This window comes from Vannielia sp. ABF1_015, assembly GCF_056160745.1.
Genome location: NZ_JBSWXT010000001.1, coordinates 157,697 through 181,704, shown reverse-complemented (window position 1 = coordinate 181,704; position 24,008 = coordinate 157,697). Strand labels below are relative to the sequence as shown.

Annotated in this window: 25 protein-coding genes; 9 read left to right on the top strand and 16 right to left on the bottom strand. The window is 65.0% G+C overall.

The window, feature by feature from the left end; all coding sequences use genetic code 11:
- The first annotated feature begins 1 nt into the window (after position 1).
- From ACXAG6_RS00870 to ACXAG6_RS00845, 6 genes are all read left to right on the top strand, one after another.
- On the top strand, positions 2–2,179 hold the full coding sequence (locus ACXAG6_RS00870; protein ID WP_475334106.1) for a hybrid sensor histidine kinase/response regulator: 2,178 nt from the start codon (positions 2–4) through the stop codon (positions 2,177–2,179).
- Positions 2,180–2,281: 102 nt separating this feature from the next.
- The gene (locus tag ACXAG6_RS00865; protein WP_475334104.1) at positions 2,282–2,713 is read left to right on the top strand and encodes a YeeE/YedE family protein; all 432 of its coding nucleotides are present in this window, start codon (positions 2,282–2,284) and stop codon (positions 2,711–2,713) included.
- Between the two features lie 3 nt (positions 2,714–2,716).
- Positions 2,717–3,163, top strand: coding sequence for a DUF6691 family protein (locus tag ACXAG6_RS00860; protein ID WP_475334103.1), 447 nt, complete (start codon positions 2,717–2,719; stop codon positions 3,161–3,163).
- A 27-nt stretch (positions 3,164–3,190) separates the two neighbouring features.
- Entirely contained in the window at positions 3,191–4,075 is an 885-nt protein-coding gene (locus ACXAG6_RS00855) for an MBL fold metallo-hydrolase (protein ID WP_475334101.1), read from the top strand.
- A gap of 3 nt (positions 4,076–4,078) precedes the next feature.
- Positions 4,079–4,495 carry a protein tyrosine phosphatase family protein gene (locus ACXAG6_RS00850; RefSeq protein ID WP_475334100.1) on the top strand — a complete coding sequence of 139 codons (417 nt, stop codon included), beginning with the start codon at positions 4,079–4,081 and terminating at the stop codon, positions 4,493–4,495.
- A gap of 5 nt (positions 4,496–4,500) precedes the next feature.
- Positions 4,501–6,246, top strand: coding sequence for a SulP family inorganic anion transporter (locus tag ACXAG6_RS00845; protein ID WP_475337890.1), 1,746 nt, complete (start codon positions 4,501–4,503; stop codon positions 6,244–6,246).
- Positions 6,247–6,249: 3 nt separating this feature from the next.
- Here ACXAG6_RS00845 and ACXAG6_RS00840 read toward each other — a convergent pair whose 3' ends face one another.
- Positions 6,250–7,260, bottom strand: coding sequence for a DUF2125 domain-containing protein (locus tag ACXAG6_RS00840; protein ID WP_475334099.1), 1,011 nt, complete (start codon positions 7,258–7,260; stop codon positions 6,250–6,252).
- A 64-nt stretch (positions 7,261–7,324) separates the two neighbouring features.
- Here ACXAG6_RS00840 and ACXAG6_RS00835 point away from each other — a divergent pair, with 64 nt between their 5' ends.
- The 3 genes from ACXAG6_RS00835 (at position 7,325) to ACXAG6_RS00825 (ending at position 11,106) form a co-directional block, all read left to right on the top strand.
- Positions 7,325–7,876 carry a gamma-glutamylcyclotransferase gene (locus tag ACXAG6_RS00835; RefSeq protein WP_475334097.1) on the top strand — a complete coding sequence of 184 codons (552 nt, stop codon included), beginning with the start codon at positions 7,325–7,327 and terminating at the stop codon, positions 7,874–7,876.
- A 72-nt stretch (positions 7,877–7,948) separates the two neighbouring features.
- Entirely contained in the window at positions 7,949–9,109 is a 1,161-nt protein-coding gene (locus ACXAG6_RS00830; RefSeq protein ID WP_475334096.1) for a biopolymer transporter ExbB, read from the top strand.
- A complete protein-coding gene (locus tag ACXAG6_RS00825; RefSeq protein ID WP_475334095.1) occupies positions 9,109–11,106 on the top strand; it encodes a peptidoglycan -binding protein in 1,998 nt (665 codons plus the stop codon). The genes ACXAG6_RS00830 and ACXAG6_RS00825 overlap by 1 nt, the downstream gene beginning before the upstream one ends.
- A 179-nt stretch (positions 11,107–11,285) precedes the next feature.
- Here ACXAG6_RS00825 and ACXAG6_RS00820 read toward each other — a convergent pair whose 3' ends face one another.
- From ACXAG6_RS00820 to ACXAG6_RS00750, 15 genes are all read right to left on the bottom strand, one after another.
- A complete protein-coding gene (locus ACXAG6_RS00820) occupies positions 11,286–12,041 on the bottom strand; it encodes a TIGR02186 family protein (protein ID WP_475334094.1) in 756 nt (251 codons plus the stop codon).
- Entirely contained in the window at positions 12,041–12,955 is a 915-nt protein-coding gene (locus tag ACXAG6_RS00815; protein ID WP_140015857.1) for a sulfite exporter TauE/SafE family protein, read from the bottom strand. Before ACXAG6_RS00815 ends, ACXAG6_RS00820 begins: the two co-directional genes overlap by 1 nt.
- Positions 12,956–13,013: 58 nt before the next feature.
- Positions 13,014–13,814, bottom strand: coding sequence for a purine-nucleoside phosphorylase (locus tag ACXAG6_RS00810; RefSeq protein ID WP_475334093.1), 801 nt, complete (start codon positions 13,812–13,814; stop codon positions 13,014–13,016).
- Entirely contained in the window at positions 13,798–14,775 is a 978-nt protein-coding gene (locus tag ACXAG6_RS00805; protein ID WP_140015855.1) for an ABC transporter permease, read from the bottom strand. Before ACXAG6_RS00805 ends, ACXAG6_RS00810 begins: the two co-directional genes overlap by 17 nt.
- 4 nt (positions 14,776–14,779) lie before the next feature.
- The gene (locus ACXAG6_RS00800; RefSeq protein WP_475334092.1) at positions 14,780–15,415 is read right to left on the bottom strand and encodes a LysE family translocator; all 636 of its coding nucleotides are present in this window, start codon (positions 15,413–15,415) and stop codon (positions 14,780–14,782) included.
- The gene (locus tag ACXAG6_RS00795) at positions 15,415–16,584 is read right to left on the bottom strand and encodes an ABC transporter permease (protein ID WP_475334090.1); all 1,170 of its coding nucleotides are present in this window, start codon (positions 16,582–16,584) and stop codon (positions 15,415–15,417) included. Before ACXAG6_RS00795 ends, ACXAG6_RS00800 begins: the two co-directional genes overlap by 1 nt.
- Positions 16,585–18,126: an ABC transporter ATP-binding protein gene (locus ACXAG6_RS00790; protein ID WP_475334089.1), complete on the bottom strand. Its 1,542-nt coding sequence runs from the start codon at positions 18,124–18,126 to the stop codon at positions 16,585–16,587.
- A gap of 89 nt (positions 18,127–18,215) precedes the next feature.
- Entirely contained in the window at positions 18,216–19,208 is a 993-nt protein-coding gene (locus tag ACXAG6_RS00785) for a BMP family lipoprotein (RefSeq protein ID WP_475334088.1), read from the bottom strand.
- A gap of 187 nt (positions 19,209–19,395) precedes the next feature.
- Positions 19,396–19,815: a GNAT family N-acetyltransferase gene (locus ACXAG6_RS00780; RefSeq protein WP_475334087.1), complete on the bottom strand. Its 420-nt coding sequence runs from the start codon at positions 19,813–19,815 to the stop codon at positions 19,396–19,398.
- Positions 19,812–20,399 carry a tRNA (adenosine(37)-N6)-threonylcarbamoyltransferase complex dimerization subunit type 1 TsaB gene (gene tsaB, locus ACXAG6_RS00775; protein WP_475334086.1) on the bottom strand — a complete coding sequence of 196 codons (588 nt, stop codon included), beginning with the start codon at positions 20,397–20,399 and terminating at the stop codon, positions 19,812–19,814. Before tsaB ends, ACXAG6_RS00780 begins: the two co-directional genes overlap by 4 nt.
- On the bottom strand, positions 20,399–20,800 hold the full coding sequence (locus tag ACXAG6_RS00770; protein WP_475334084.1) for a GFA family protein: 402 nt from the start codon (positions 20,798–20,800) through the stop codon (positions 20,399–20,401). Before ACXAG6_RS00770 ends, tsaB begins: the two co-directional genes overlap by 1 nt.
- Positions 20,801–20,810: 10 nt before the next feature.
- Positions 20,811–21,374, bottom strand: a complete 564-nt coding sequence (locus tag ACXAG6_RS00765) for a NifU family protein (protein WP_140015847.1) — start codon at positions 21,372–21,374, stop codon at positions 20,811–20,813.
- A 108-nt stretch (positions 21,375–21,482) separates the two neighbouring features.
- Positions 21,483–21,938 carry a universal stress protein gene (locus tag ACXAG6_RS00760; RefSeq protein WP_140015846.1) on the bottom strand — a complete coding sequence of 152 codons (456 nt, stop codon included), beginning with the start codon at positions 21,936–21,938 and terminating at the stop codon, positions 21,483–21,485.
- 60 nt (positions 21,939–21,998) lie between these two features.
- A complete protein-coding gene (locus tag ACXAG6_RS00755; protein ID WP_475334082.1) occupies positions 21,999–22,742 on the bottom strand; it encodes a TSUP family transporter in 744 nt (247 codons plus the stop codon).
- Positions 22,743–22,929: 187 nt separating this feature from the next.
- Positions 22,930–23,790, bottom strand: a complete 861-nt coding sequence (locus ACXAG6_RS00750; RefSeq protein ID WP_475334081.1) for a branched-chain amino acid aminotransferase — start codon at positions 23,788–23,790, stop codon at positions 22,930–22,932.
- Positions 23,791–24,008: the final 218 nt, after the last annotated feature.

The following is a 24,008-nucleotide window of genomic DNA, read 5'->3' as shown; positions in this document are numbered from 1 at the left end:
GATGCTAGTCAACCCTGAAGACAGTCTTGAGCGGCAGAACGAGAAGTTGTTGCAGATCGCCGAGTCGCTCATGCGCCGGGTTGAGCAGAAAAACGAAGAGAGCGGCCTTGCCTATGCCCAGTTTGAACGGGCCGCGCTGCTGGAAGCGCAGGTGCGCGAGCGCACGGAGCAATTGGAGCGGGCGCTGGACCTCTTGCAGGATTCAAACGCCAGCCTCGCCCGAGCCAACAGCTCCGCCGTGGCCGCCCGCTCCAACCTTGCCGATGCGATCGAGACGGTGGCCGAGGGCTTTGCGCTCTTTGATGCCTCCGAAAAGCTGGTGCTCGCCAACAGCCGCTTTTGCAAATCCCTGTCGGACATCAAGCCAAAGCTCACCGAGGGGCTCAGCTTTGCCGAGTACGTGCGGCTGGTATCCGAGAGCCGCGCTATCTCGCTGCCAAAAGGCGAAGACCCCGGCGATTGGGCCGCCCGCCGGATGCGCCGCCACCGTGATGCGCATTCGGTTTTCAATGTCTCGCTGGTGCGCGACCGCTGGCTTCAGGTCTCCGAGCATCGGACCGCCTCTGGTGGCACGGTCATCCTGCAAACTGACGTGACCTCGATTTTCCGCGCAGAGCGGCGTGAACGGGAGCGGTTGCAGCACGGTCATGCCCAGATGCTGCAGGCCACGCTCGACCATTTGACCCAAGGCGTTGCCATCTTTGACGCCAACGCACGGCTTGTCGGGTGGAACGACCGATTGGGCGAGCTTTTCGATATCGGCCTGCCGGAAGAGGTGCTGGGCGCAGACTTCATTGAGATCAGCCGCCAATTGGGCACGCAAGCCGGGTTTTCTGACTGGCTGACGCTTGAAACCCTTGTGGATTGGGCGGCCCGGCGCAGCGGGCGCGCGCCCCTGAGCTTTGAGCTGACAACGGCGGGCGAGCGGATCTTGCAGGGGTTTGCGCAGGAAATGCCGGACCGGGGCTTTGTGGTGTCCTTCACCGATATCACCGCCGAGCGACAGGCGGCCAAAGATTTGAAAGACATCAACGAATTACTCGAACAGCGGGTGGAAGAGCGCACATTGGAGCTGGAAGATGCCCTCACCGAGGCGGAGCGCGCCAACACCTCCAAATCGCGCTTTGTTGCGGCGGCCAGCCATGACCTGATGCAGCCCCTTTCTGCGGCCAAGCTGTTCCTGTCGTCGCTGGCGGAAGCCGTGGGGGATGGGGCCCCGTCGGAACTGGCCGACAAGACGGCGCAGGCCTTGGTCAACGTGGAAGAGATCATCACCGCGCTTCTGGATATCTCCAAGCTGGACCTCGGGCAGGCGAGTTTCGAGGTGCAGCCGGTGCCTCTGCGCGCCATCTTCGAGCCCCTGCGCCACCAGATCGAGCCGCTCGCCCGCGCCAAGGGATTGCGCCTCAAGATCATCGACAGTGGCCTTACCGTCAGGTCTGACCCGGCCTTTCTGCGGCGCATCGTGCAGAATTTGCTCTCGAACGCGGTCAATTACACCGACCGGGGGCGTGTGGTGCTGGGTGTGCGCCGCAACGGTGGTTCGGCGCGGATCGAGGTGTGGGACACGGGGCGTGGGATTGCCGAGGAAGATCAGGCGTTGGTCTTTCAGGAGTTCAAGAGGCTCGAAAATGGCGGCGGCGATGGCCTTGGCCTTGGGCTGGCCATCGTGGAGCGGGCGTGCAAGGGCCTTGGCCATCCGCTGTCGCTCTGGTCGGCACCGATGCAGGGCAGTTGCTTTGCCCTGAATGTGCCGATGGCCGAACGGGCCATGCCGGCCCGCGCCCGCCGCGCGCTGGAGGAGCCCGACCTGCGGGAGCGCGCGCCGCTTGTGCTGCTCGTGGAGAATGACACTGCCCTCGCCCGCGCGATTGGCATGATGATCGAGGGCTGGGGCGCGCATGTGCTTCACGCGCATAATGCCGATGAGGCGCTGGAACTGCTGGCTGAGGTGCAGCTGAAGCCTGATGCGCTATTGCTTGATGAGCAGCTGGGGCGCGGCATGTCGGGCACGGAGCTGTATTCCCTGCTCTCCGGGCGCTTTGGCAAGCTGCCTGCCCGCGTGATTTCTGCCGACCGTTCGCGCCGTCTGCGGGAGGCCTGTGCTGCGCTTGGGCTGGAACTGCTGGGCAAGCCGATTGACCGTGAGCGGATTGGAGCATTTCTGGCACGGCTCTGATCGCCCCTTGTCAGATGCAAAAAATGGAATATATAGATGTCAACGCCAGAGACGGGTCGCTGCCGCGCGGCCCGCAACGCATGAAACGGAGATGTCACACCAATGGAAACCGAGTTTACACCCTATGCCTCTCTCGGCGGGGGCCTGCTGATCGGGCTTGCAGCCGTGATGCTGATGGCCACGCTCGGGCGCATCTTCGGCGCCACCGGAATCTTGGCAGGTTTCATCCAGCCAAGCAGCCCTTCGGAGTTCTCGTGGCGCGCCGCATTGCTGGCCGGAATGGTCTCCGGCCCGCTGGTTTTCCTCGCGATTACCGGCAACTGGCCCGCCATTTCTGTGCCCGTGTCCACGCCGCTCTTGGCGCTGGGCGGAGTGATTGTGGGCGTTGGCGTGACCTATGGCGCGGGCTGCACCTCGGGCCACGGCGTCTGTGGCATGGCCCGGCTCTCGCCGCGCTCGATCGTGGCCACGCTCTCTTTCATGGTGGGCACGGCGGCCACGGTTTATGTCATCCGCCACGTGATCGGGGGCTGATCCATGAAAAAGCACATCCTGATCTACCTCATCGGCCTGATCTTCGGCCTCGGCATCTCCATTTCCGGCATGGCCAACCCGGCCAAGGTCATCAACTTTTTCGATGTTGCGGGCAGCTGGGATCCGAGCCTGATCTTCGTTATGGGCGGGGCGCTGGTTGTCACCCTCATTGGCTACCGTCTGATGTTTCGCCGCGCGGCACCGATCTGGGCCACCGGCTTCAGCCTGCCGAACACCCGCCAGATCGACGCGCGCCTGATCGGCGGCTCGCTTGTCTTTGGCATCGGCTGGGGCATCGCCGGCTTCTGCCCCGGCGGCGCGCTTCCGGCCCTCGGCACGGGCCGCATCGAGGTGTTCATCTTCGTCGCGGCGCTGGTGGCAGGTGTCCTGCTGGCCAAGACGCTGCAAAAAATAACTGCGCGAAAGAAACCCGAGGTGGCAAGGGCCTGAGCGCCCCCGCCCGAAATGGAGGTTCACATGAGCGACTACCCCATCGACATCACCATTGTCCCCGAGGTCAGAGCCTTCTTCGACGAGGCGACCAACACCATCTCCTACGTGGTGAAGGATCCGGCCAGCGAGCATTGCGCCGTGATCGACAGCGTGATGGATATCGACTATGCGGCCGGCCGCATCACCTATGACAATGCCGACGAGATCATCGCCTACGTGCGGGAGCACGGACTTACCGTTGACTGGCTGATCGAAACCCACGTCCACGCCGACCATCTCTCCGCCGCGCCCTACATCCAGCAACAGCTGGGCGGCAAGATCGGCATCGGCACCCACATCAAGACGGTGCAGGATACCTTCGGCAAGGTGTTCAACGAGGGCACCGAGTTTCAGCGCGATGGCTCGCAGTTTGATGCGCTGTTCGAGGATGGGGATACCTACAAGATCGGCGGGCTCGACGCGGTGGCGATCTTTACCCCGGGCCACACCCCTGCCTGCATGACCCATGTCATCGGCAATGCGGCCTTTGTTGGCGACACGCTCTTCATGCCCGATGGCGGCTCGGCGCGTGCCGACTTCCCTGGCGGCGACGCAGGCGTGCTCTACGAGAGCATCATGAAAGTGCTGGCGCTCCCTGACGAGATGCGCCTGTTCATGTGCCACGATTACGGGCCGAATGGCCGCGACATTCAGTGGGAAACCACAGTTGCGGATGAGCGCGCGCACAATATCCACGTGGGCAAAGGCAAGACGAAAGAGGATTTCATCAAGTTCCGCACAGAACGCGATGCCACGCTCGACATGCCAAAGCTCATCATCCCGTCGTTGCAGGTGAACATGCGCGCGGGCGAGATCCCGACGGACAAGGACGGCAAGCCGATGCTCAAAGTCCCGCTGAACGGGCTTTGAGCCATGGTTAAGCCCAAGCCACTCGACGGCGACTTTTTCGTTGCGGGCCAGATCGTGCCTGACGATCTGGGAGGGCTCGCCGCAGCCGGGTTTCGCACCATCATCTGCAACCGCCCGGATGGCGAGGTGCCGGGGCAACCCGAAGCAGCGACGCTGGGTGCGGAGGCCAAGCGGCTTGGCCTCGCCTTCCATCTCTTGCCGGTCACCGGCGCGGATGTGCGTGAAAGCCATGCCGATGCGCTGGGCGAGATCTTGAGCAGCAAATCCCCGGGCGCGGTGCTGGCCTTCTGCCGCACCGGCACGCGATCGGCCATGGTCTGGGCGCTTCGCGAAGCCCGGATGCGACCAACTGAGGATGTTTTGGCAAAAACGCGTGACGCAGGCTACGAGCTTGGCGCGTTTCTTGGCGCGGCGGGCTGATATTGCTGCGCCTTGCCCGCAAGTATCTGCCGGTCTTCGACTGGGGCCGCGACTACTCGCGCGATACCCTCTCCAATGACCTGATCGCCGCGCTGATCGTCACCATCATGCTGATCCCGCAGTCGCTGGCCTATGCCCTGCTGGCCGGGTTGCCGCCGGAGGCTGGCATCTATGCCTCCATCGTCCCGATCATCCTCTATGCCATCTTCGGCACTTCGCGCGCGCTGGCCGTGGGGCCGGTGGCGGTGGTGTCGCTGATGACGGCCGCTGCCGTTGGGCAGGTGGCCGAGCAGGGCACCATGGGCTATGCCACCGCCGCGCTGACGCTGGCCTTTCTCTCCGGCGGGATGCTCCTGCTTCTGGGGGTGTTCCGGCTCGGGTTTCTGGCCAATTTCCTGTCACACCCCGTTATCGCGGGGTTTATCACCGCGTCCGGCATCCTTATCGCCACCTCGCAGCTCAAGCACATCCTCGGAGTGCAAGGCGGCGGGCACACGCTTGTCGAGATGGTGGAACGCCTCGTTACCCAGCTTGGCCAGACCAATGTGATCACCCTTGTGGTCGGCGTCACTGCCACGGCTTTCCTGTTTTGGGTCCGCAAGGGGCTGAGGCCCGCGTTGTTGAAGGCAGGGCTCAAGCCCCGGCTTGCTGACATTGCCACCAAGGCGGGGCCGGTGGCTGCCGTCGTCGTTACCACGCTCGTTACATGGGCCTTTGGCCTGACCGAGCGTGGCGTTGCGGTGGTGGGGGCTGTGCCGCAAGCATTGCCGCCGCTGACCATGCCCGACTTTTCCACCGAGATGCTGGGCGCGCTGTTCGTGCCCGCGCTGCTGATCTCGATCATCGGCTTTGTGGAGTCGATCTCGGTGGCCCAAACGCTGGCGGCCAAGAAGCGCCAGCGGATCAACCCCGATCAGGAGTTAATTGGCCTCGGCGCGGCCAACCTCGGCGCGGCCTTCACTGGCGGCTACCCGGTGACGGGCGGTTTTGCCCGTTCGGTCGTCAACTTTGATGCGGGCGCAGAGACACCGGCAGCGGGGGCCTATACTGCCGTAGGCCTCGCCATCGCCGCCGTCGCCCTCACGCCTTTGGTGTATTTTCTGCCCAAGGCGACGCTGGCGGCCACCATCATCGTTGCGGTGCTCTCACTGGTCGATTTCAAGATCCTGAAAACCTCGTGGACATACAGCCGCGCCGATTTTGCCGCCGTTCTGGCCACCATCCTGCTGACCCTCGGCCTTGGCGTTGAAACCGGGGTAACGGCGGGCGTGGTGATCTCGATCGGCCTTTTTCTCTACCGCACCTCCAAGCCCCATATCGCCGAGGTGGGGCTGGTGCCGGGCACCCAGCACTTTCGCAACGTGCTGCGCCACATGGTGGAGACTTCGCCAACCCTGCTGACCATCCGGATCGACGAAAGCCTCTATTTCGCCAATGCCCGCTACCTCGAAGACTATGTGCTCGACCGCGTTGTGAAAAACCAGGAACTGCGCGATGTGGTGTTGATGTGCTCTGCCGTGAACGAGATCGACCTTTCGGCGCTTGAATCGCTGGAGGCGCTGAATACCCGCCTCATCGGCCTCAACGTGCGCCTGCACATGTCGGAGGTGAAAGGCCCGGTCACAGACCGGCTTGGCCGCACCCACTTTCTTGAAGCTCTCTCGGGCGAGCTGTTTCTGGCGCAATATGATGCCTATCAGGCCCTATCAGCCAAGCCGCGCGAGGCACAGCAGAGCGGCGCGCAGGCCTGAGCCTTACCGCAACAGGATGACAGGCGCGGGGCCGATGGGCGCGGGGCCGATGCGGGTTTGGCCGTTTTTAAAGTTCAGCGGAATATCCAGTGTCTTGGGGCTGCCCGCCAGTTGGCTGGCCAGTTCCAGCGCGGTGGTGATCGGCATCTCGAAATCTGCGGGCACCATGCCCGATGCAACGCCAACGGCCAGAATTTCGCGCCAGTTGGTTGCCTTCACCAGAACAGAGCCCTCCGGCACGCCAGACTCATCCACATCAAAGCTGCCGGCCAGTTTCAACTCCATTTGCCCCCATTTAGCCTCGGCCAGCCTGATCTCCACATGGCGCGGCTGGGGGCGGGCGCGTTCAATGGCATAGCGGTCCCAGGGGGCAGAGAAGGTGATGGTGACGTCTGCGGTGACGCTATCCAGCGTATCGGGCACCAGATCAGCGGCATTCAACTCTGCCAACAGCCGCGATGGCACCTGCCAAGCGTGTGCCGAGAAGCTCACCTGATGAACCGTCGGATCCGGAAAATCCTCGGGCAAAGTTCGCGTCGCCAGCCGGCCCTCCGTCAATCGGCTTGTCCACCCGGCGTCTGAGGTAATCTCCACCCCGTCCAGCTCAAAGCTCGACCGTTTCAGCGCGAGCGAGGTTGGCGTCAGCATCAGGCTGCCGCGAAGCCGCTCGGATGTGATGTTGAGCCGTTCGTAGGGCGTTTGCAGGCTCTGGGTATCAGGCCAGACGGCGATGACGTGGTAGGGCTTGTAGCTCAGGGCAAGGCTTTGAAAAAACGGCGCATTCCACGCCCAGCCGGTCTTCGGGTCTGCCAGCTTCAGCGTGTTCAGCTCAAGGTCGAACCGGTTGGGGAAGCCTCGCACAACCACCTGCTCGGCCTCGGCCTGCCAGCCATCGGCCCGGCGCTCTTCCAGCCAGCCGAGCACGGCCTTTTTCAGCCCCCATGCGCCAACAGCCCAATACCCACCCCAAGCGAGCACGGCCACCAGCACCACCACTATAATCCGGCGCAGCATCCACGCCCCTTTCGGTTTTTGACGCGATCTGGTTTACCGGGCCGCAGATGGAAAGGCGAGGCGGATGATCCCCGATAGCAAACTTCCCAACCCGCTCTGGGTGTTCGGTTACGGCAGCCTGCTCTGGAACCCCGGATTCGAGGTGGCCGAGCAGCGGCTGGCGCGTCTTGATGGGTATCACCGGGCCTTTTGCATGTTGTCGATCCACCACCGTGGCACCGAAGAAGAGCCGGGGCTGGTGCTGGCACTCGATGAGGCAGAAGGCGCGTCCTGCCAAGGCGTTGCGCTGCGTGTGACGCCGGGACAGGAGCCGCAGGTTCTGGCCGATCTGCGGGAGCGCGAGCTGATCTCTTCGGCCTATTTCGAAGCGGTCGTGACGCTCCGCTCCGATGGGTATGAGCCGTTCAAAGCGCTGGCCTATGTGGTGGACCGGGATCACGTGCAATATTGCGGGGCTCTCAGCCTTGAACAGCAGGCCGAGATCATCGCTCATGCCCATGGCGGGCGCGGGCCCAACTCCGAATACCTCTTCAACACTGCCGATCATCTGGCCCAGATCGGCATAGCCGACCCGGACCTTGCCTGGCTTGCTGCCAAGCTGCGTGAGGGCGCCTGAGCCCTTTGTGATTGGCAAGAAGGGGCCGGGCCCCTATCGTGAGGCCAACAAGCAAAGGGCGTTAACCCCGCTATGAGCATGACAGAGGCTGAGGCCGAGCCGCATTTTTCGCAACCCGTGCGCCAGGTGGCGCAGATGCTCATTGTCTTGGGCCTTGTGGGCGTGGGCAGTTACCTGCTGCTGCCCACCGTGATGCCGGTGATCCTTGCCAACCTCTGGCTCAACGGCACCATCGGGCTGGTTTTCGTGGTCGGTGTGTTCACCTGTTTCTGGCAGGTCTACCAATTGGTGCGCTCGGTACATTGGCTGGAGGATTTTGCGCTCGACCGGGAAGTGGGGCCAAAGGTGCCCCGGCTGCTGGCCCCGCTGGCGGCGCTTCTGCGGTCACGGCGCGGACGGATGCAGATTTCTGCCACCTCGTCGCGCTCGATCCTCGAATCTGTGGCCACCCGGATTGAAGAGCTGCGCGATATCACGCGCTATCTCGTCAACCTGCTGATTTTCCTCGGGCTTCTTGGCACCTTCTACGGGCTCGCCACCACTGTGCCTGCCGTTGTTGAAACGATCCGCTCCCTTGCGCCACAGGAAGGCGAGGGCGGTGTGGAGGTTTTTTCGCGCCTGATGGGCGGGCTGGAAGCGCAGCTTGGCGGGATGGGCACGGCCTTTGGCTCTTCGCTTCTCGGGCTTGCCGGTTCTCTTATTGTCGGCTTGCTGGAGCTTTTCGCCTCCCACGGTCAGAACCGCTTTTACCGTGAGTTGGAAGAGTGGCTTTCGTCCATCACCCGCGTCTCCTTCGCCGCGAATGACGGGGATGCTGCCGACCCGTCTTCGGCGGCTGGCGTGCTTGACCATATGGCCGAGCAGATGGAAGCGATGCGCGAGATGTTCACGCAGTCCGATGTCTCCCGCGCGATGCTGGAAGACCGGATGGGCGAGGTGGCACTGGCGATGGAAAAGATCGCCGAGAACATGGCGCAGCCGCGCAATACCGACAAGCTGCTGCGGCGGATTGCAGAGGGCAACGAGGCCCTCCTCACCAAGCTCGACAATCTCGCGCCCGGCGAGGGCGGTGTTGATGCCGAAAGCCGCATGCGGTTGCGCTCCATCGACACGCAACTGCTTGCGATTCATGAAGATATAGCGGCCGGTCGCCAAGAGAGCGTCTCTGGCCTGCGCGCAGATCTTGCGGCGCTGACCCGGGTGATCCGCGACGCGACCAAGAGGCCCGGCTGATGGCCCTCTCCCGGCGCAGCGGCCAACGGTTCTCGGCCTCGATCTGGCCGGGGTTTGTGGATGCGATGACGGCGCTTTTGCTGGTGCTGATGTTCGTTCTGTCGATCTTCATGATCGTGCAATTCATGCTCCGCGAAACCATCACCGGGCAGGAAAGCGAGCTGAACCAACTGAGCGAAGAGCTGGCCTCTCTGGCCGATACGCTGGGCCTTGAGCGCGCTCGGGTGGAGGCCTTGCAGGGCGACATCGCGCAGCGGGATGCAACGATCTCGGCGGCGCAGGAGGATGCTGCGCGGCAGGCGGCCTTGATCGCGTCGTTGCGGGGCCAGATCGCCTCGGGGCAGGAGGCGCTGCAGGACGCGCAGCAAAAGATTTCGGGCTTCGAGGCGCAGGTTGCGGCGCTGATCGTGGAGCGGGATGCCGCGCAGGAGCGGGGGGCCGGGCTGGCGGAGGATCTGGCCGCAGCAGAGGCCGCACGGCAGGCCGTGGAGGCCGAGAAAACCTCGTTGGAACAAGCGCTTGCGTCGGCAAGAACGGAGGTTGACGCCCAAGTGGAGGCCGCGCGGCTTGCTGCGGCACGGCGGGAGGCGCTTGAGGCGCTGGTGGCGGATCTGCAGGCAGAGAAGGTCGAGGCCGCTGCAAAGGTGGCTGGGCTGGAAGAGCAGCTTTCGGAAGAAGAGAAGGCCCGGCTGGCAGAAACTGCGGCGGCTCAGGCACTTAGGGAGCGTTTGCAGGGAGCTGAGACGGAATTGACGGCGATGACACTCGCGCTGGAGGCGCAGCGCAAGAAGGCCGAGGAAACGCTGACCCTTCTGGCGGCGGCCGAGGCGGCGGAAGAGACATTGAACGCGCGACTGGCGGCGGCTCTTGCGTCGATCTCGCAGTTGGAAAGCCAAGTGGAAACAGGCACTTCCGCCGCAGAAGAGGCCGCCCGGCTTTCGGGCGAGCTGGCCACGGCGAAAGCCGAACTGGCGGCGCTGGGCGCGGCGCGGGGTGAGGCGGAGGCGGCGCGGGATGCGTTGGCGGCACGTGCGGAAGCGGTGGAGGCGGAGCTTGCCGCGCTTCGGGCAGAAGTTGCTGAAAACGCGCGGGAAATCGCAGAGTTGAAAGCCGTCAAAGAGGCGCTGGAGGCGGACCTTGGGGATGCCTCGCAGGTGCGGGAAAAGCTGGCGGCGGCGCTGGCGGAGAAGCTGGCCGCAGAGGGCCGCGCAGAGGCGGCGCTGAGCGAGGCGGAGCGCAAGGATGCGCTTCTTGCTCAGGCCAATAAAGAGTTGGAAAACAGTGAGGTAGCCTCAGCCGAAGGGCAGCGAAAACTGGCGCTTTTGAACGAGCAAGTGGCCGCTCTGAGGGCGCAATTGGGGGCGCTTCAGGGGGTGATTGATGCGGCGACGCAGAAGGATCAGGACGCGCAGGTGCAGATAGAGGCGCTGGGCGCGCAACTGAACGCCGCGCTGGCCAAGGTTGCGCAGGAAGAACGGCGACGGGCGGAGCTGGAAGCGGCGGAGCGGGCGCGGCTGGAAGCGGCGCAGGAAGACCTTGAAAAGTATCGCTCGGAGTTCTTCGGACGGCTCCGCGACCTTGTGGGTAACACCGAGGGTGTGCGGATCGAGGGGGACAGGTTTGTCTTCTCCTCCGAGGTGCTTTTTGCCCCGGCAGAGGCGCGGCTTTCACCGGAAGGGCGGCAGGAAATTCAGAAGGTTACGCTGATCTTGCGCCGCCTCGCCGCCGAGATTCCGCCCGAGATCGACTGGGTGATTCAGGTCGATGGCCATACCGACAACCAGCCACTTTCGGGCTTTGGTGAATATGCCGACAACTGGGAGTTGAGCCAGGCCAGGGCGCTCTCTGTCGTGCGGTTCATGAGCGAGGGGCTCGGCGTTCCGCCGCAGAGATTGAGCGCGAATGGCTTTGGGGAATACCAGCCGATTGACACGGCTGACACGGCGGAGGCGCGGGCGAAGAACCGGCGGATCGAGCTGAAGCTGACAGAGCGTTGATTTGCTTTGCAGAAATGCCGTTGCGCCGCATTGCGGCACCGCGTTAACTGCAAAAATGTCACATGCACAACCCATGCACATCCTATGCACAACCCATGCATCCGGTATTTGCGCAAAGCCGAAGGGGTTAACGCGCCGGGCGGGGCATGTGGTGTATCAGCGATGATGTGTTGGGCGGATCAGCCCCGGATATAGCGGAACACCGCAGAGGCGCCCCAGCCTGCCGCGATGGCGATGGCGAGCGATAGCAGGCCGTAGAGCAGCGGTTGCTCATGGGCCAGCGCGTGCAGCCAGCGTTCCAGCCCGACCTTGGAGACGTGAATGGTGGTGGTGTGGCTCGACACAACTGCGCCTTCGCGGGTCAGGAAGATGCGAGTGGTGTAATTGCCTTCGGTCAGGTTGGCCGGAAGGGCGACGTTGGCGCGAAAGAGCGTGTCTTTCTGGATCGTCACCCCGCCCTCCTGCAGCGCGTAGTGCCCGGCGTCGGTGCGGATGCGAATAAGGGCCTCGGTGAAGTCGGCGGCGTTGCCGATGCTCGCGGGCGCGCCGACAGAGCGGATCGCGCGATCAATGGAGATGCTGTGGCGCAGGTCGGCGGTGGCGGAGATCAGGCTGTCGAGCGGATCGGTGGTGACGATCTGGTAGAAGCTGGGCGCCCGGTCAACCTCGACAGCCTCGGTATTGACCCAAACGCCCGCCTTGCGGTTTTTCTTGCGCACAACGACTGGCGTGGACGGGCCGGCGACGGTGATGACAACACCCAGCTCACCGGCGGGAGACACCGGGTAGTTGCGGCGGACCGCGCCGAACACAAGGATTTCAGAGCCATTGAAGGTGGCGTTGATGCCAACCCGGCTTTGCGAGAGGTCGGCCACCACCTCTTCGGCGGCGCTGGCGGGGGCCGCGAGGAAGAGGAGGGCGAGGAGCCAGCGCATCAGCCCGCCCCCAGCGGCGTGAGCGAGAACAGCTCGGTGGGTTGCAGCAGCAGATCGAGCGCGAGTTTGCCGCAGACCAGCAGCACCAGCCCGGCCAGGGCGATGCGTAGCTGCTCGGCCTTCATCATGGTGCCGATCCGGGTGCCGAATTGCGCGCCCACCACCCCGCCGACCAGCAGCAGTACGGCCAGCACGATATCGACCGTTTGGTTGGTGGTGGCGTGCAGCAGCGTGGTGAATGCGGTGACGAAGATGATTTGCAGCAGCGAGGTGCCGATGACGACCTTGGTGGGCATGCCCAGCAGGTAGATCATGGCCGGGACCATGATGAAGCCGCCGCCCACGCCCATGATGGCCGCCAGCACCCCGACCGAGAGGCCGACCAGAAGCGGCGGGATGACGGAGATATAGAGGCCAGAGGTGCGGAATTTCATCTTCAGGGGCAGGTTGTGCACCCAATTGTGCTTGCGCCGTGGGGGCAGTTTGCCGCCCTTGGTGCGGCGCATCGCATTGAGGCTCTCGATGAACATCAGCGCGCCAATGATGCCGAGGAAGACGACGTAGCAGAGGGTTACCAGCAGATCGACCTGGCCGAGTTGGCGCAGGATGTTGAACACCCAGACGCCAAGCGCCGCGCCAACGAGGCCGCCCGCCAACAGAACAAGGCCCATTCGGACATCGACGGTCTTTCGCCTGAGGTGCGCGAGCACGCCGGAGATGGAAGAGGCGACGATTTGATTGGCGGAGGTGGCCACGGCCACGGCGGGCGGGATGCCCACGAAAAACAGCAGTGGGGTGATCAGGAAGCCACCGCCCACCCCGAACATCCCCGAGAGGATGCCCACCACGCCGCCGATGCCCAGGAGCAAGAAGGCGTTCACCGATACCTCGGCGATGGGGAGGTAGAACTGCATGGACCTCCTAGTGCGACAAACTTCTGGCGCTGTCTAGTGCCGCAGCGCAGCGTGTGGCTTAGAGTGACTTCAGGAAGGCACGCAGGATCTTTTCCAGCTTGGTCGCGCCGAGGGGGGCCATGGCCTTGGTATGCTCGTGGCTGATGGCCTCGTCCGACATGCCGGCGGCCATGTTGGTGATCGTGGAGATCGCGGCGCATTTCATGCCGAGGAAGCGGCCAAGGATTACCTCGGGCACGGTCGACATGCCCACGGCGTCGGCCCCCAGCGTGCGGATGGCGCGGATTTCGGCGGGGGTTTCGAAGGAGGGGCCGGAATACCAGGCGTAGGTGCCGCTTTCGAGCGGTATGTTCTGCGCCTCGGCGGCGGCCTTGAGGGCCGAGCGGAGGGCCGGGTCATAGGCATCGCCCATGGGCACGAAGCGGGCATCGGAGGGCTCGCCGATGAGCGGGTTGAGGCCGGAGAAGTTGATGTGATCGGAGAGCAGCATCAGCTCGCCCGGCGGAATATCTGGGCGCATGGAGCCTGCGGCATTGGTCAACAGGAGCGTGTCGCAGCCAAGCGCCTTGATGGTTTCGAGCGGCAGGCGCATGGCCGCCGGGTTGCCGCTTTCGTAGTAATGCGCGCGCCCGCCGAGCACCGCCACGCGCACGCCTTCCAGCGTGCCGATCACCAGCTTGGGGTTGTGCCCCGAGACGCCCGCGTGGGGGAAGCCCTCTAGCGCGGCGTAGTCGATGGAAACGCCCTTCACCTCTTCGGCGAGGTGGCCGAGGCCGGAGCCGAGGATCAGCGCCAGTTTTGGCGGGGCGGAACCTGCATCGAGTTTGATTTTGGCGGCGAGGTCAGCGCTCTTTGACATAGGGTTCGCCTCCGGCGCGGGGTGGGATGGCCTTGCCGACGAAGCCGGCGAGGATCACCACGGTGAGGATGTAGGGGAGCGATTGCATGAACTGCACGGGCAGTTGCAGCCCGAGGATCGTGATGTTCTGAAACCGGTTGTCGATGGCGAAGAACAGGCCGAAGAGAAGGCAGGCATAGAGCGCATACCACGGCCGCCACTTGGCGAAGATCAGGGCGGCCAGCGCGATGTAGCCGCGGTTGGCTGTCATGTCCTTGGTGAAGCCGGCCTGGATGGCGGTGGAGAGGTAGGCCCCGGCGATGCCGCAGAGCACGCCGCAGATGGCCACGGCGGCAAAGCGCAGGCCGACGACGGAAACGCCCGCTGTATCCACCGCCTCGGGGCTTTCGCCCACCGCGCGCAGGCGCAGGCCGAAGCGGGTGCGGAAGAGGATCCACCATGTCAGCGGCACGAAGAGGAAGCCGATGTAGGTGAGGATCGGGTGGCCCGAGATCAGCTCGGAGTAGACCTGCATCAGAGGCCCGGCGTCGGCCATGTCGCGGATGCGGGTGAGGGCACCGGGCAGGTCGATGCTGTTGAAGCGGGCCGCGCCGGTGAGCGGCTCTGTCCGTCCGCCTTGGTTGAACCAGTCTTGCGCGATGAGCACGGTGAGGCCGGCGGCGAGGAAGTTGATCGCCACGCCGGAGATAAGCTGGTTGCCCCGGAAGGTGATGGAGGCGACGCCGTGGATGGCGGAGAGCACCATGGACGAGGCGATGCCCGCCAGCAGGCCAACCCATGCCGAGCCGGAGTAGAAGGCCACCGCCGCCGAGAAGAAGGCGGCCATGAGCATTTTGCCCTCAAGGCCGATGTCAAAGATCCCGGCCCGTTCGGAGAACAGCCCGGCGAGGCAGGCGAGCAGCAGGGGGATGGCGAGGCGGATGGTGCCGTCGAGAACCTGGATGATTGTCAGGAAGTCCATGGCTCTAGCTCCTCGATGTGGCGAGCTTGAAGGCGAAGAAGGCGAAGAGCACGCCCAGCGTGGCCTCCACCGACCGCCTTGCGCGGGCGTAGGCGGCGCGGATCGGTGCGGCGGAGAGCAGCAGCGCCCATGCGGCGTGGCAGGTGAAGCTGATGAGCCATGCCCCGGCGAAGAAGGCGGCATAGACCAGCGTGCCGCCGCCTTCGGTGGCACCGAGTGCGGCGATGGCGAGCCAGAAGACGATGGCCTTGGGATTAGTGACTTGCAGCAGGTAACCCGCCAGCAGGAGGCGGGGCACCGAGCGGGCGGGCACCGGCCCCTCTTTCAGCACCGGCGGGTTGGCGGCGCGGCGGAAGGCGCCGTAGGCGAGCCACGCAAGGTAGGCGGCACCGAGCAAGCGCAGTATTTGCATGGCCCATGCGGCCTCTGACAGCAGCAGGCCGACGCCGAGCATGGTGGCGAGGTTGATGGTGGTGGAGCCGAAGGCGATGCCGAGGCAGGTCACCAGCGCCGCCCCACGGCCCCGGCTCATGGAGATGCCGAGCAGCATGGCCACGGCAGGCCCGGGCGAGGAGGCCGCGACCATCAGTATGGAGAAGGCCGCGAAGAAGCCGGGCAGGAAGGGGATGAGATCGGCCATCATGCCTCCTTCACCGTGCCTTCGGGCGCATGGTCGGGCCGCTTTGGCCCCGGCGGCGGTGGCGCGGTTTCGGGCGGTTCCTTGCCCTTGCGCAGATGCAGGAAGAGCTTGGCGAGCGGCGCGCGCACCATGTTGTCGAGCGCGCCGGTGAAGAGGATCACGAGGGCTTGGATGACGACGATCAGCTCACGCGGGATCGACGTCCACAGCGCCAGCTCGGCTCCGCCCTGATAGAGAAAGCCGAAGAGCACGGCGGCGAGGAACACGCCGAAGGGGTGGTTGCGGCCCATCAGCGCCACGGCGATGCCGATGAAGCCCGCGCCCTCGACGGCGTTCAGCACCAGCCGCTCCTGCTCGCCCATGGCGGTGTTGACGGCCATCAGCCCGGCGAGGCCGCCCGAGATCAGCATGGCGATCACGGTGATGCGCAGAGGCGAGATGCCCGCGTATTTGGCCGCTGTCTCGGATTGGCCGAAGGCGCGGATCTGAAAGCCGAGGCGAGTGCGCCAGAGCAGGAACCAGACAGCGAAACAGGCGACGATGGCGAGGAGGAAGGTGACATTCACCGAGTCATCCCGCGCCGCCTTGAAGCCCAGATCTGTCAGCACCGAATTCAGCGTGGGCAGATCATAGGCGGCGTCAAACTTGGCCGAGGCCGGATCAGACTGGCCAGCGGGCTTGAGCGTGTTGGACAACAGGTAGTTCAGCAGGCCGGCGGCCATGAAGTTGAACATGATCGTGGTGATCACGATATGGCTGCCCCGCGCGGCCTGAAGATAGGCCGGGATCAGCGCCCAGAGCGCCCCGAAGGCCGCGGCCCCCAGAGAGGCGGCGACCAGCGCGATCGACCAGTGCGGAAAGGGGATGTAGAGCAGCACCAGCGCCACCCCGAGCCCGCCAACCATCGCCTGCCCCTCGCCGCCGATGTTGAACAGGCGGGCATGGAAGGCGACCGAAACGCAGAGGCCGGTAAAGATGAAGTTGGTGGCGTAATACAGCGTATAGCCCCAGCCCCGGATCGAACCGACAGAACCGTCGATCATGATGCCGACTGCCGTGATCGGGTTTTCACCGATGGCGAGGATCACGAGGGCCGAGAGGATTGCTGCGAGGATGAGGGAGATGAGCGGGACGAGGATGACCTCGGCCCATTTGGGCATGACGTCCATCTAAGCGGCCTCCCCCTGCATGCCGGCCATCAGCAGGCCCAGTTCTTTTTCGTCGGTTTCGGACGGCAGGCGCTCGCCCATGATCTGCCCGTCGAACATGACGGCGATCCGGTCGGAGAGCGACATGATTTCGTCCAGTTCGACCGAGACCAAGAGGATGGCCTTGCCCTCGTCGCGCAGCCGCACGATTTGCTGGTGGATGAATTCGATGGCGCCGATATCCACCCCGCGCGTGGGCTGGCCGATCAGCAGCAGGTCGGGGTTGCGCTCGATCTCACGGGCCAGCACGATCTTTTGCTGGTTGCCGCCGGAGAAGTTCTTGGCGGCCAGCAGCGGGTTGGGCGGGCGCACGTCGAAGCGCTCCATCTTGGCTTCGGTGTCTTCACGGATGGCGGTGTTGTCCATCGTCAGCGCGTTTTTCTGGTATTTCGGGTCGTTGTGATAGCCGAAGGCGACATTTTCCCAAGCGTGGAATTCGAGGATGAGGCCCTCGCGGTGGCGATCTTCGGGCACGTGGGCGATGCCACGGCGGCGGCGCGATTGGGCATCGGAGTGGCGGCCTGTCAGGTCGATCTGCTCGCCGTTCATGCGGATGGTGCCCTTGGCGTCTTGATAGCCGCCGAGCACTTCGAGCAGTTCTGACTGGCCGTTGCCCGCCACCCCGGCGATGCCGAGGATTTCGCCTGCGCGGATATCGAAAGAGATGCCGCGCAGCTTTTGCACGCCCTTGTCATCGGTCACGGCGAGGTCGCGGACCTCCAGCACCGTCTCTCCGGGGTTGGCCGGGGTCTTGTCGACGCGCAGCAGCACCTTGCGGCCCACCATCAGCTCGGCCAGCTCCTCGGGGGAGGTGGTGGCGGTTTGGACGGTGGCCGTCATCTCGCCGCGGCGCATGACCGAGACGGTATCGGTTATGTCCATGATTTCGCGGAGTTTATGGGTGATGAGGACGATGGTTTTGCCCTCTTCCTTCAGCCGCCCCAAGATGCGGAAGAGCTGGTCGGCCTCTGCCGGGGTGAGCACGCCGGTGGGCTCGTCGAGGATGAGAATATCGGCTTGGCGGTAGAGCGCCTTGAGAATCTCGACGCGCTGCTGCATGCCCACGCCGATATCCTGAATCACCGCGTCCGGGTCGATCTTGAGGCCGTATTCCTCGGCCAACGCCGTCAGTTCCTTGCGGGCCTTGGACAGCGAGGGGCCGAGCATGGGGCCGTCTTCCGCGCCGAGCACGACGTTTTCGAGCACGGTGAAGTTTTGTACCAGTTTGAAGTGCTGGAAGACCATGCCGATGCCGGCGGCGATGGCAGCCTGACTGTCGGTGATTTCGGTTTTGCGGCCACCGATGAAGACCTCGCCCGCATCGGCTTTGTAGAAGCCGTAGAGGATGGACATGAGGGTGGACTTGCCTGCGCCGTTCTCGCCGATGATGCCGTGAATCGCCCCGCGCTTCACCGAAAGCGAGATGTCCTTATTGGCCTGAACCGGCCCGAAGGCCTTGGAAATTCCGCGCAATTCGATGGCGGGCGGCTGTTGATCGGCCATGTCTGTCCCCCGGTCTTCTGGTTGGGAAAGGGCCGCGGCCAGTCTCCCGGCGCGGCCCTCCCTCTTGTTTGGTCAGCGTTGCACGCGGCTTACATCGCCGGGCAGGTGCTGTCGGTCTCGTAGTTGTGCACTTCGATCTCGCCGGCGATGATCTTTTCCTTGGCCGCGTCGACGGCTGCGGTCATCTCGGCGGTCACGAGATCGGCGTTGTTCTCGTCCATGGCGTAATCGACGCCGCCTTCGGCAAGGCCGAGGGCCACGAGGCCGGGCTCGATGCCGTCGGCACCGGCGGTGAAGCTGTCATAGACAGCCACGTCGACGCGCTTGAGCATCGAGGTGAGCACGGAGCCGGGGTGCAGGTGGTTTTGGTTGGAGTCCACGCCGATGGAGTAGATGCCCTCATCGGCAGCGGTTTGCAGAACGCCCACGCCGGTGCCGCCAGCGGCGGCATAAACCACGTCAGACCCTTGCGAGATTTGCGCCTTGGTCAGCTCGGAGCCTTTCACCGGGTCGTTCCAGGCGGCCGGGGTGGTGCCGGTCATGTTCTGGATCACGGTGGCATCGGGGTTGGCCGCCTTCACGCCCTGGGCATAGCCGCAGGCGAACTTGTGGATCAGCGGAATGTCCATGCCGCCGACGAAGCTCACGGTGCCCGACTCGGAGGCCATGCCAGCCATCATGCCGACGAGGTAGGAGCCCTCCTGCTCCTTGAACACCACCGAGCGCACGTTGGGCGCATCAACCACGCCGTCGATGATGACGAACTTGGTTTCAGGGTAGTCGGGGGCCACCTCGGAGAGCACGGTGGCGAAGGCGAAGCCGGTCATCACGATGGGGTTGGCGCCATCTTCAGCCAGCCGGCGCAGGGCCTGCTCGCGCTGGGCCTCGGACTGCATCTCGATTTCCTTGAAGCTCTCGCCGGTTTCCTCGGCCCACTTTTTGGCACCGGTGTAGGCGCTTTCGTTGAAGGATTTGTCGAACTTGCCGCCGAGGTCGAAGATAACAGCCGGTTCGGCCAGCGCCGCGCCTGCGGTGAGTGCGACGGAGGCGGTGGCGGCAAGAAGAGCGCGCGCGAATGTCATGGTGAAGGTCTCCCGTTGGTTTTGCTCCGCGCCCTCGGCGCAATTGCGCTCGGGGCTGCTGGATTATGGATTACCCATGAATAAGGCCGCAGCGGCGGGGGGTGGTCAACCGCTTTTTCTGCGCCGCAACGTAACTTGACGATGTTTCGAGGGGGGATCGGGGCGGTGTGGCGGGATGCGCCCGGCCCTACAGGGCGCGGGTCATCACCAGCGCGTCGATGCGCTCGGCATCGGGCGTGCGGTAGTAGGCCTTGCGCTGGCCCACCTCGCCGTAGCCGCTGGCGGTGTAGAGCGCGATGGCGGCGGCGTTGTTGGCGGCAACTTCCAGCAGGGTGGTGCTTGCGCCCCGCGCGCTGGCCGCGTCGTGGAAGGCAGCAAGCAGGGCGCGGCCCCGGCCTTGTCGCCGCGCATCGGGGGGCACGGCGAGGGTGAGCAGCTCTGCCTCGGCGCCGGAGGCCTGCCCCAGCGCAAAGCCGGAGCCACCATCGCCGATGAGAAAGACGCTGTCTTGCGCCAGCAGCGCAGCAAACTCCTCGGCGTGCCAAGGTCGGGGCGCGGTGAAGCAGGCGGCGTGAAGGGCGGCAAGCGCCGCGGCCTCGGTGCTCATCCGACGATCTCGGGTGGCGCATCCCGCGCGGGGGCAGCATCGGGCGCACGGACGTAGAGCGGCGCGGGACGCGGCAGGGGGCCACTGGCCTGCGCGAGCAGCGCGGCGGCGCGGGTGGCGAGGCGGAGGGGAATGTCGGGGAGGGTGTCGGGCAGTTCGGCGGTGCGTGGCACCAGCCGGGGCGGGCCGGAGGGGGCACCGTGGGCGAAGTCTTGCGCGTAGGCCATGTCACGGGGGGCGGGGAGCAGGACGGTTTCGCTCTCTCCGGAGCGGGCCAGCTCGAAGGTAGATACGCCGATCGCCGGAATGCCGAGCCCAAGCGCCAGCCCACGGGCGGCGGCGACGGAAATGCGGATGCCGGTGAAATTACCGGGGCCGATGCCGACGCCAAGCGCGGTGAGGTCGCCCCAAGCGAGCCCGGCCTTGGTGAGCAGGCCCTCCAGCATTGGCATGAGGTTTTCGGCCTGGCCGCGCTTCATTGGCTCGAAGCACTCGGCGACCAGCTCGCCACGGTTCAGAACGGCCCCCGCGATGTGGGGGCCGGAGGTGTCGAAGGCCAGCAGGGTCGGGTCAGCCACGCTCATCAGAGCACCTCGTGGCCGCTGCCCTGCTCGCGCGGCAGATCATCGGAGATGTGGAGCCACGGCAGTGCCTCGCCCGCGTAGCAGTGCAGCGTGGGGGCGAGATCAGCGGCCTGATCGAGCAGGCCCATCGGCAGCCATGTGGTGCCGGGCAGGTAGGAGAAACTGGCCGCGAGCGGCGAGCCGCAGCGCGGGCAGGATGTGCGGCTGACCCCCTCGGCCACCGAGAACGGCTCGGGCGCGGGGGTGAGGGTGACCTCGGGCACGCCGACCCAGGCCGTGACCGGTGCCCCCGTCCAGCGGCGGCAATCGGTGCAGTGGCAGTAAGCCACGCTCAGCGGGCCGGATGCGCTGAGTTGCGTGGCGCCGCAGTAGCAGCGCCCGGTGAGGCGGTCAGGAAGCAAGCCGGAGAGGTCAGGCGGCGACCGGGCGCACTTCGGTCACCTCGGGGATGTAGTGGCGCAGCAGCTGCTCGATGCCCATTTTCAGCGTCAGCGTGGAAGAGGGGCAACCGGCGCAGGCACCCTGCATGTGCAGGTACACAACGCCGCGCTCGAAGCCGTGGAAGGTGATGTCGCCACCATCCTGCGCCACGGCAGGGCGCACGCGGGTATCAAGCAACTGCTTGATCTGCTCGACGATCTCGCCGTCTTCGCCCTCATGCACCGCATGGGCGGCCTCGGGCGCGGCGTTGGAGGCCAGCACCGGCTCGCCCGATTGCACGTGCTCCATAATCGCGCCAAGGATGGCGGGCTTGATATGGTCCCATTCAACGGCATCGGTTTTGGTGACGGTCACGAAATCACCGCCAAGAAACACGCCGGTGGTGCCATCGACAGCAAAGATGCGCTGGGCCAGCGGCGAGCCGGAGGCCGAGTCGGCATTGGGGAAATCGGCGGTGCCGGTGCCAAGCACTTCCTGCCCGGGCAGAAACTTCAGCGTGGCGGGGTTTGGCGTGGATTCGGTCTGGATGAACATGCGCACAGTCCTTTCGGGGTTGGGGCTTATATGCGCCTCGGGTGGGGGCGGGTCAAGATTTGGAATGGTTCTAAAGTAGGTGGCGGCAGCGCCGTGGCAAGTCTTGGCCTAGGTAATGCTCTCCAACCGCTCCTTGGAAAGCTCGCCCGGCACGATGGTGATCGGGAAATCCAGCGAGCCGGCGTTTTTGGTGAGCTGCGTCACCAGCGGGCCGGGGCCCTTCTTGCCTGCGCCCGCGCCCAGCACCAGAACGCCAACTTCGCTGTCTTCGCGGCATTGGGCGAGGATTTCATCCACCGGTTCGCCCTCGCGCACCACCAGCTCCGGGTCTACCCCCTGCCGGTCGCGCATCCATTTGGCGAAGACCTCGAAATGCGCCTCGATCCGCTCGCGGGCTTCGGCGCGCATCACATCGCCAACGCCGATCCAGTGGTTGAATTCGTCGGGCGGGATGATCGACAGGATCTCTACCCCGCCGCCGGTTTTGGCTGCGCGCATCGCGGCAAAGCGCATGGCGTTAAGGCATTCGCGACTGTCATCAAGCACGACAAGAAACTTGCGCATCTGTGTGGCCCTCCTTGCGGGCGGATCATGGCCGAGGGCCGGGGAACTGGCAATGGGGCTTCAAAGCGCCTTTGTCAGCAGGATGAGGGCAGAAAGCGTGGCCAGCCCAAGCGCCCAAGGCCGTATCGCCCCCCGCTCAAACCGCGCGACCAAGGGGCGCACGGCGATGAGTGTGAGTGGCACAAGCGGTGCGAGAGAGACGGCGAGCGCGATTTGCGGCCCGCGGATCAGCCCCGCGAAGGCGAGCGCACCGATGGAAACGATCATGCCAAAGCCGAAGAAGGCGTTTTGCGTTGCGGCCGATCTGCGGGCCTCGACGCGGGAGTAGAGAATGGCCATTGGCGGTGCCCCGATCCCCGTCAGCGTGCCCATGATCCCAGCCGTGATCCCCGCGCCGAACAGGTTTCGCGGCGTGATGGCCATCCGAAGCCCGGCAAGGTTGAGGGCAACGGCGAAGAGCACGATGAGCGCGATGACGATAGGCAGCATGGCGGTGCCAACCACGGCCTGCGCAAGGAAGGCGGCCACGACGGCACCGAGCACACGACCGATGAAGCCGGGTGGCAGGTCGGAGCGCACGATCGCGTCCCGCGCGCCGAGCACCGAGCCGATGCCGATCAGCGCGCCGAGCAGCAAGATTGTTCCCGGCACCCATTCGGGGGCGGTGATCGTCATGATCGGGGCGGCGACCATCCCGAAGCCCGCGCCGGAGAGCTTTTGGATGGCGGTGCCGCAGATCACCGCGAGGGCGCAGGCGAGCCATGGGAGCAGTGGCGGGAGATACTCGGCTAGATCGACTGGCATGTACGGGTGGTCCGCCGGAGTGGGGCAGGCGGGCTGAGTTGAGGGAAGAGGGAGCGGTGCATGGTGATGGCACTATGCCGTTGGGGCGGGCAACTGCAATCCGCCCCATCCGCAAAACCAGTGTTGCCGACAAGGGCTTGCGCCACCCTCGGGCGGGGCGGTGCCGCTTTGCCCGCGCACTGGCCGATCAGGCGGATCGGGCCCAGTCCCAATAGAGATCGCGGGTGCGGCGGGTGACGGGGCCGTGCTGGTAGTGGGTGCCGTCGAATTCAGTCACCGGCGTGACCTTCATCAGGTTGCCGGAGAGAAACACCTCATCTGCCGCGCGGAAGTCATCAAAGCTGAGCACGCATTCATGCACCTTCACCCCGTCTGCCTTGAGGTTGGAGATGTGCCGCGCCCGGGTGATCCCCGACAGGAAGGTGCCGTTGGGGATGGGGGTGAAGACCTCGCCATCCTTCACCATGAAGGCATTGGCGGTGGCGCTTTCGGCCACGTTGCCCATGACATCGGCGACCAGCGCGTTGTCGTAGCCCTTGGCCTTGGCCTCGGCCAGCATGCGCGCGTTGTTGGGATAGAGGCAGCCCGCCTTGGCGTTGCACACCGCGCTTTCGATCACCGGGCGGCGGAACTGCGTGGTGGTGAGCCGCACGGTGGCCTCGGGCGGGGCCATCGGCACCTCTTCAAGGCAAAGGGCAAAGCCGCCATCGGCTTCGGCGGGCAGGATGCCCATATGGCCGCTCTCGATGCCCCAATACATCGGGCGAATGTAGACGGCGGCATCTTTCGGGTAGAGCTTCAGGCCCTCCCAGGCGATCTCCAGCATCTCCTCGGTCGAGACGGTGGGGCGGATCATCAGGGCCTCGGCGGAGCGGTTGACGCGGGCAAGATGCGCCTCAAGGTCGGGCGCAAGGCCATCGACGAAGCGCGCGCCGTCAAACACGGTCGTGCCGAGCCAGGCCCCATGGTCGGCGGCGCGCATGATCATCACGTCGCCTTCGTGCCAAGTGCCTTCAAAATAAGTGCGAATGTTGGTTCCGGTCGCCATGGCGGGCCTCCTTTGCCGGGCGAACCTAGGGGCGTGGCGCGGCAAGGTCCAGAGGGGAGGGCCCCCGGCCTCGGGGAAGGCCGGGGGACAAGAGCGGAATGGCTCCGGGGGACAGGAGTTGGGTCGCTCTGCCCGGGGCGAAGGGCCGGCCTTGGCGGGGACTGCCGGTGGGCCAGCGGAGGGGAGCCGCCTCGGGCGTGGGGCGAGGAGGTTGGCGG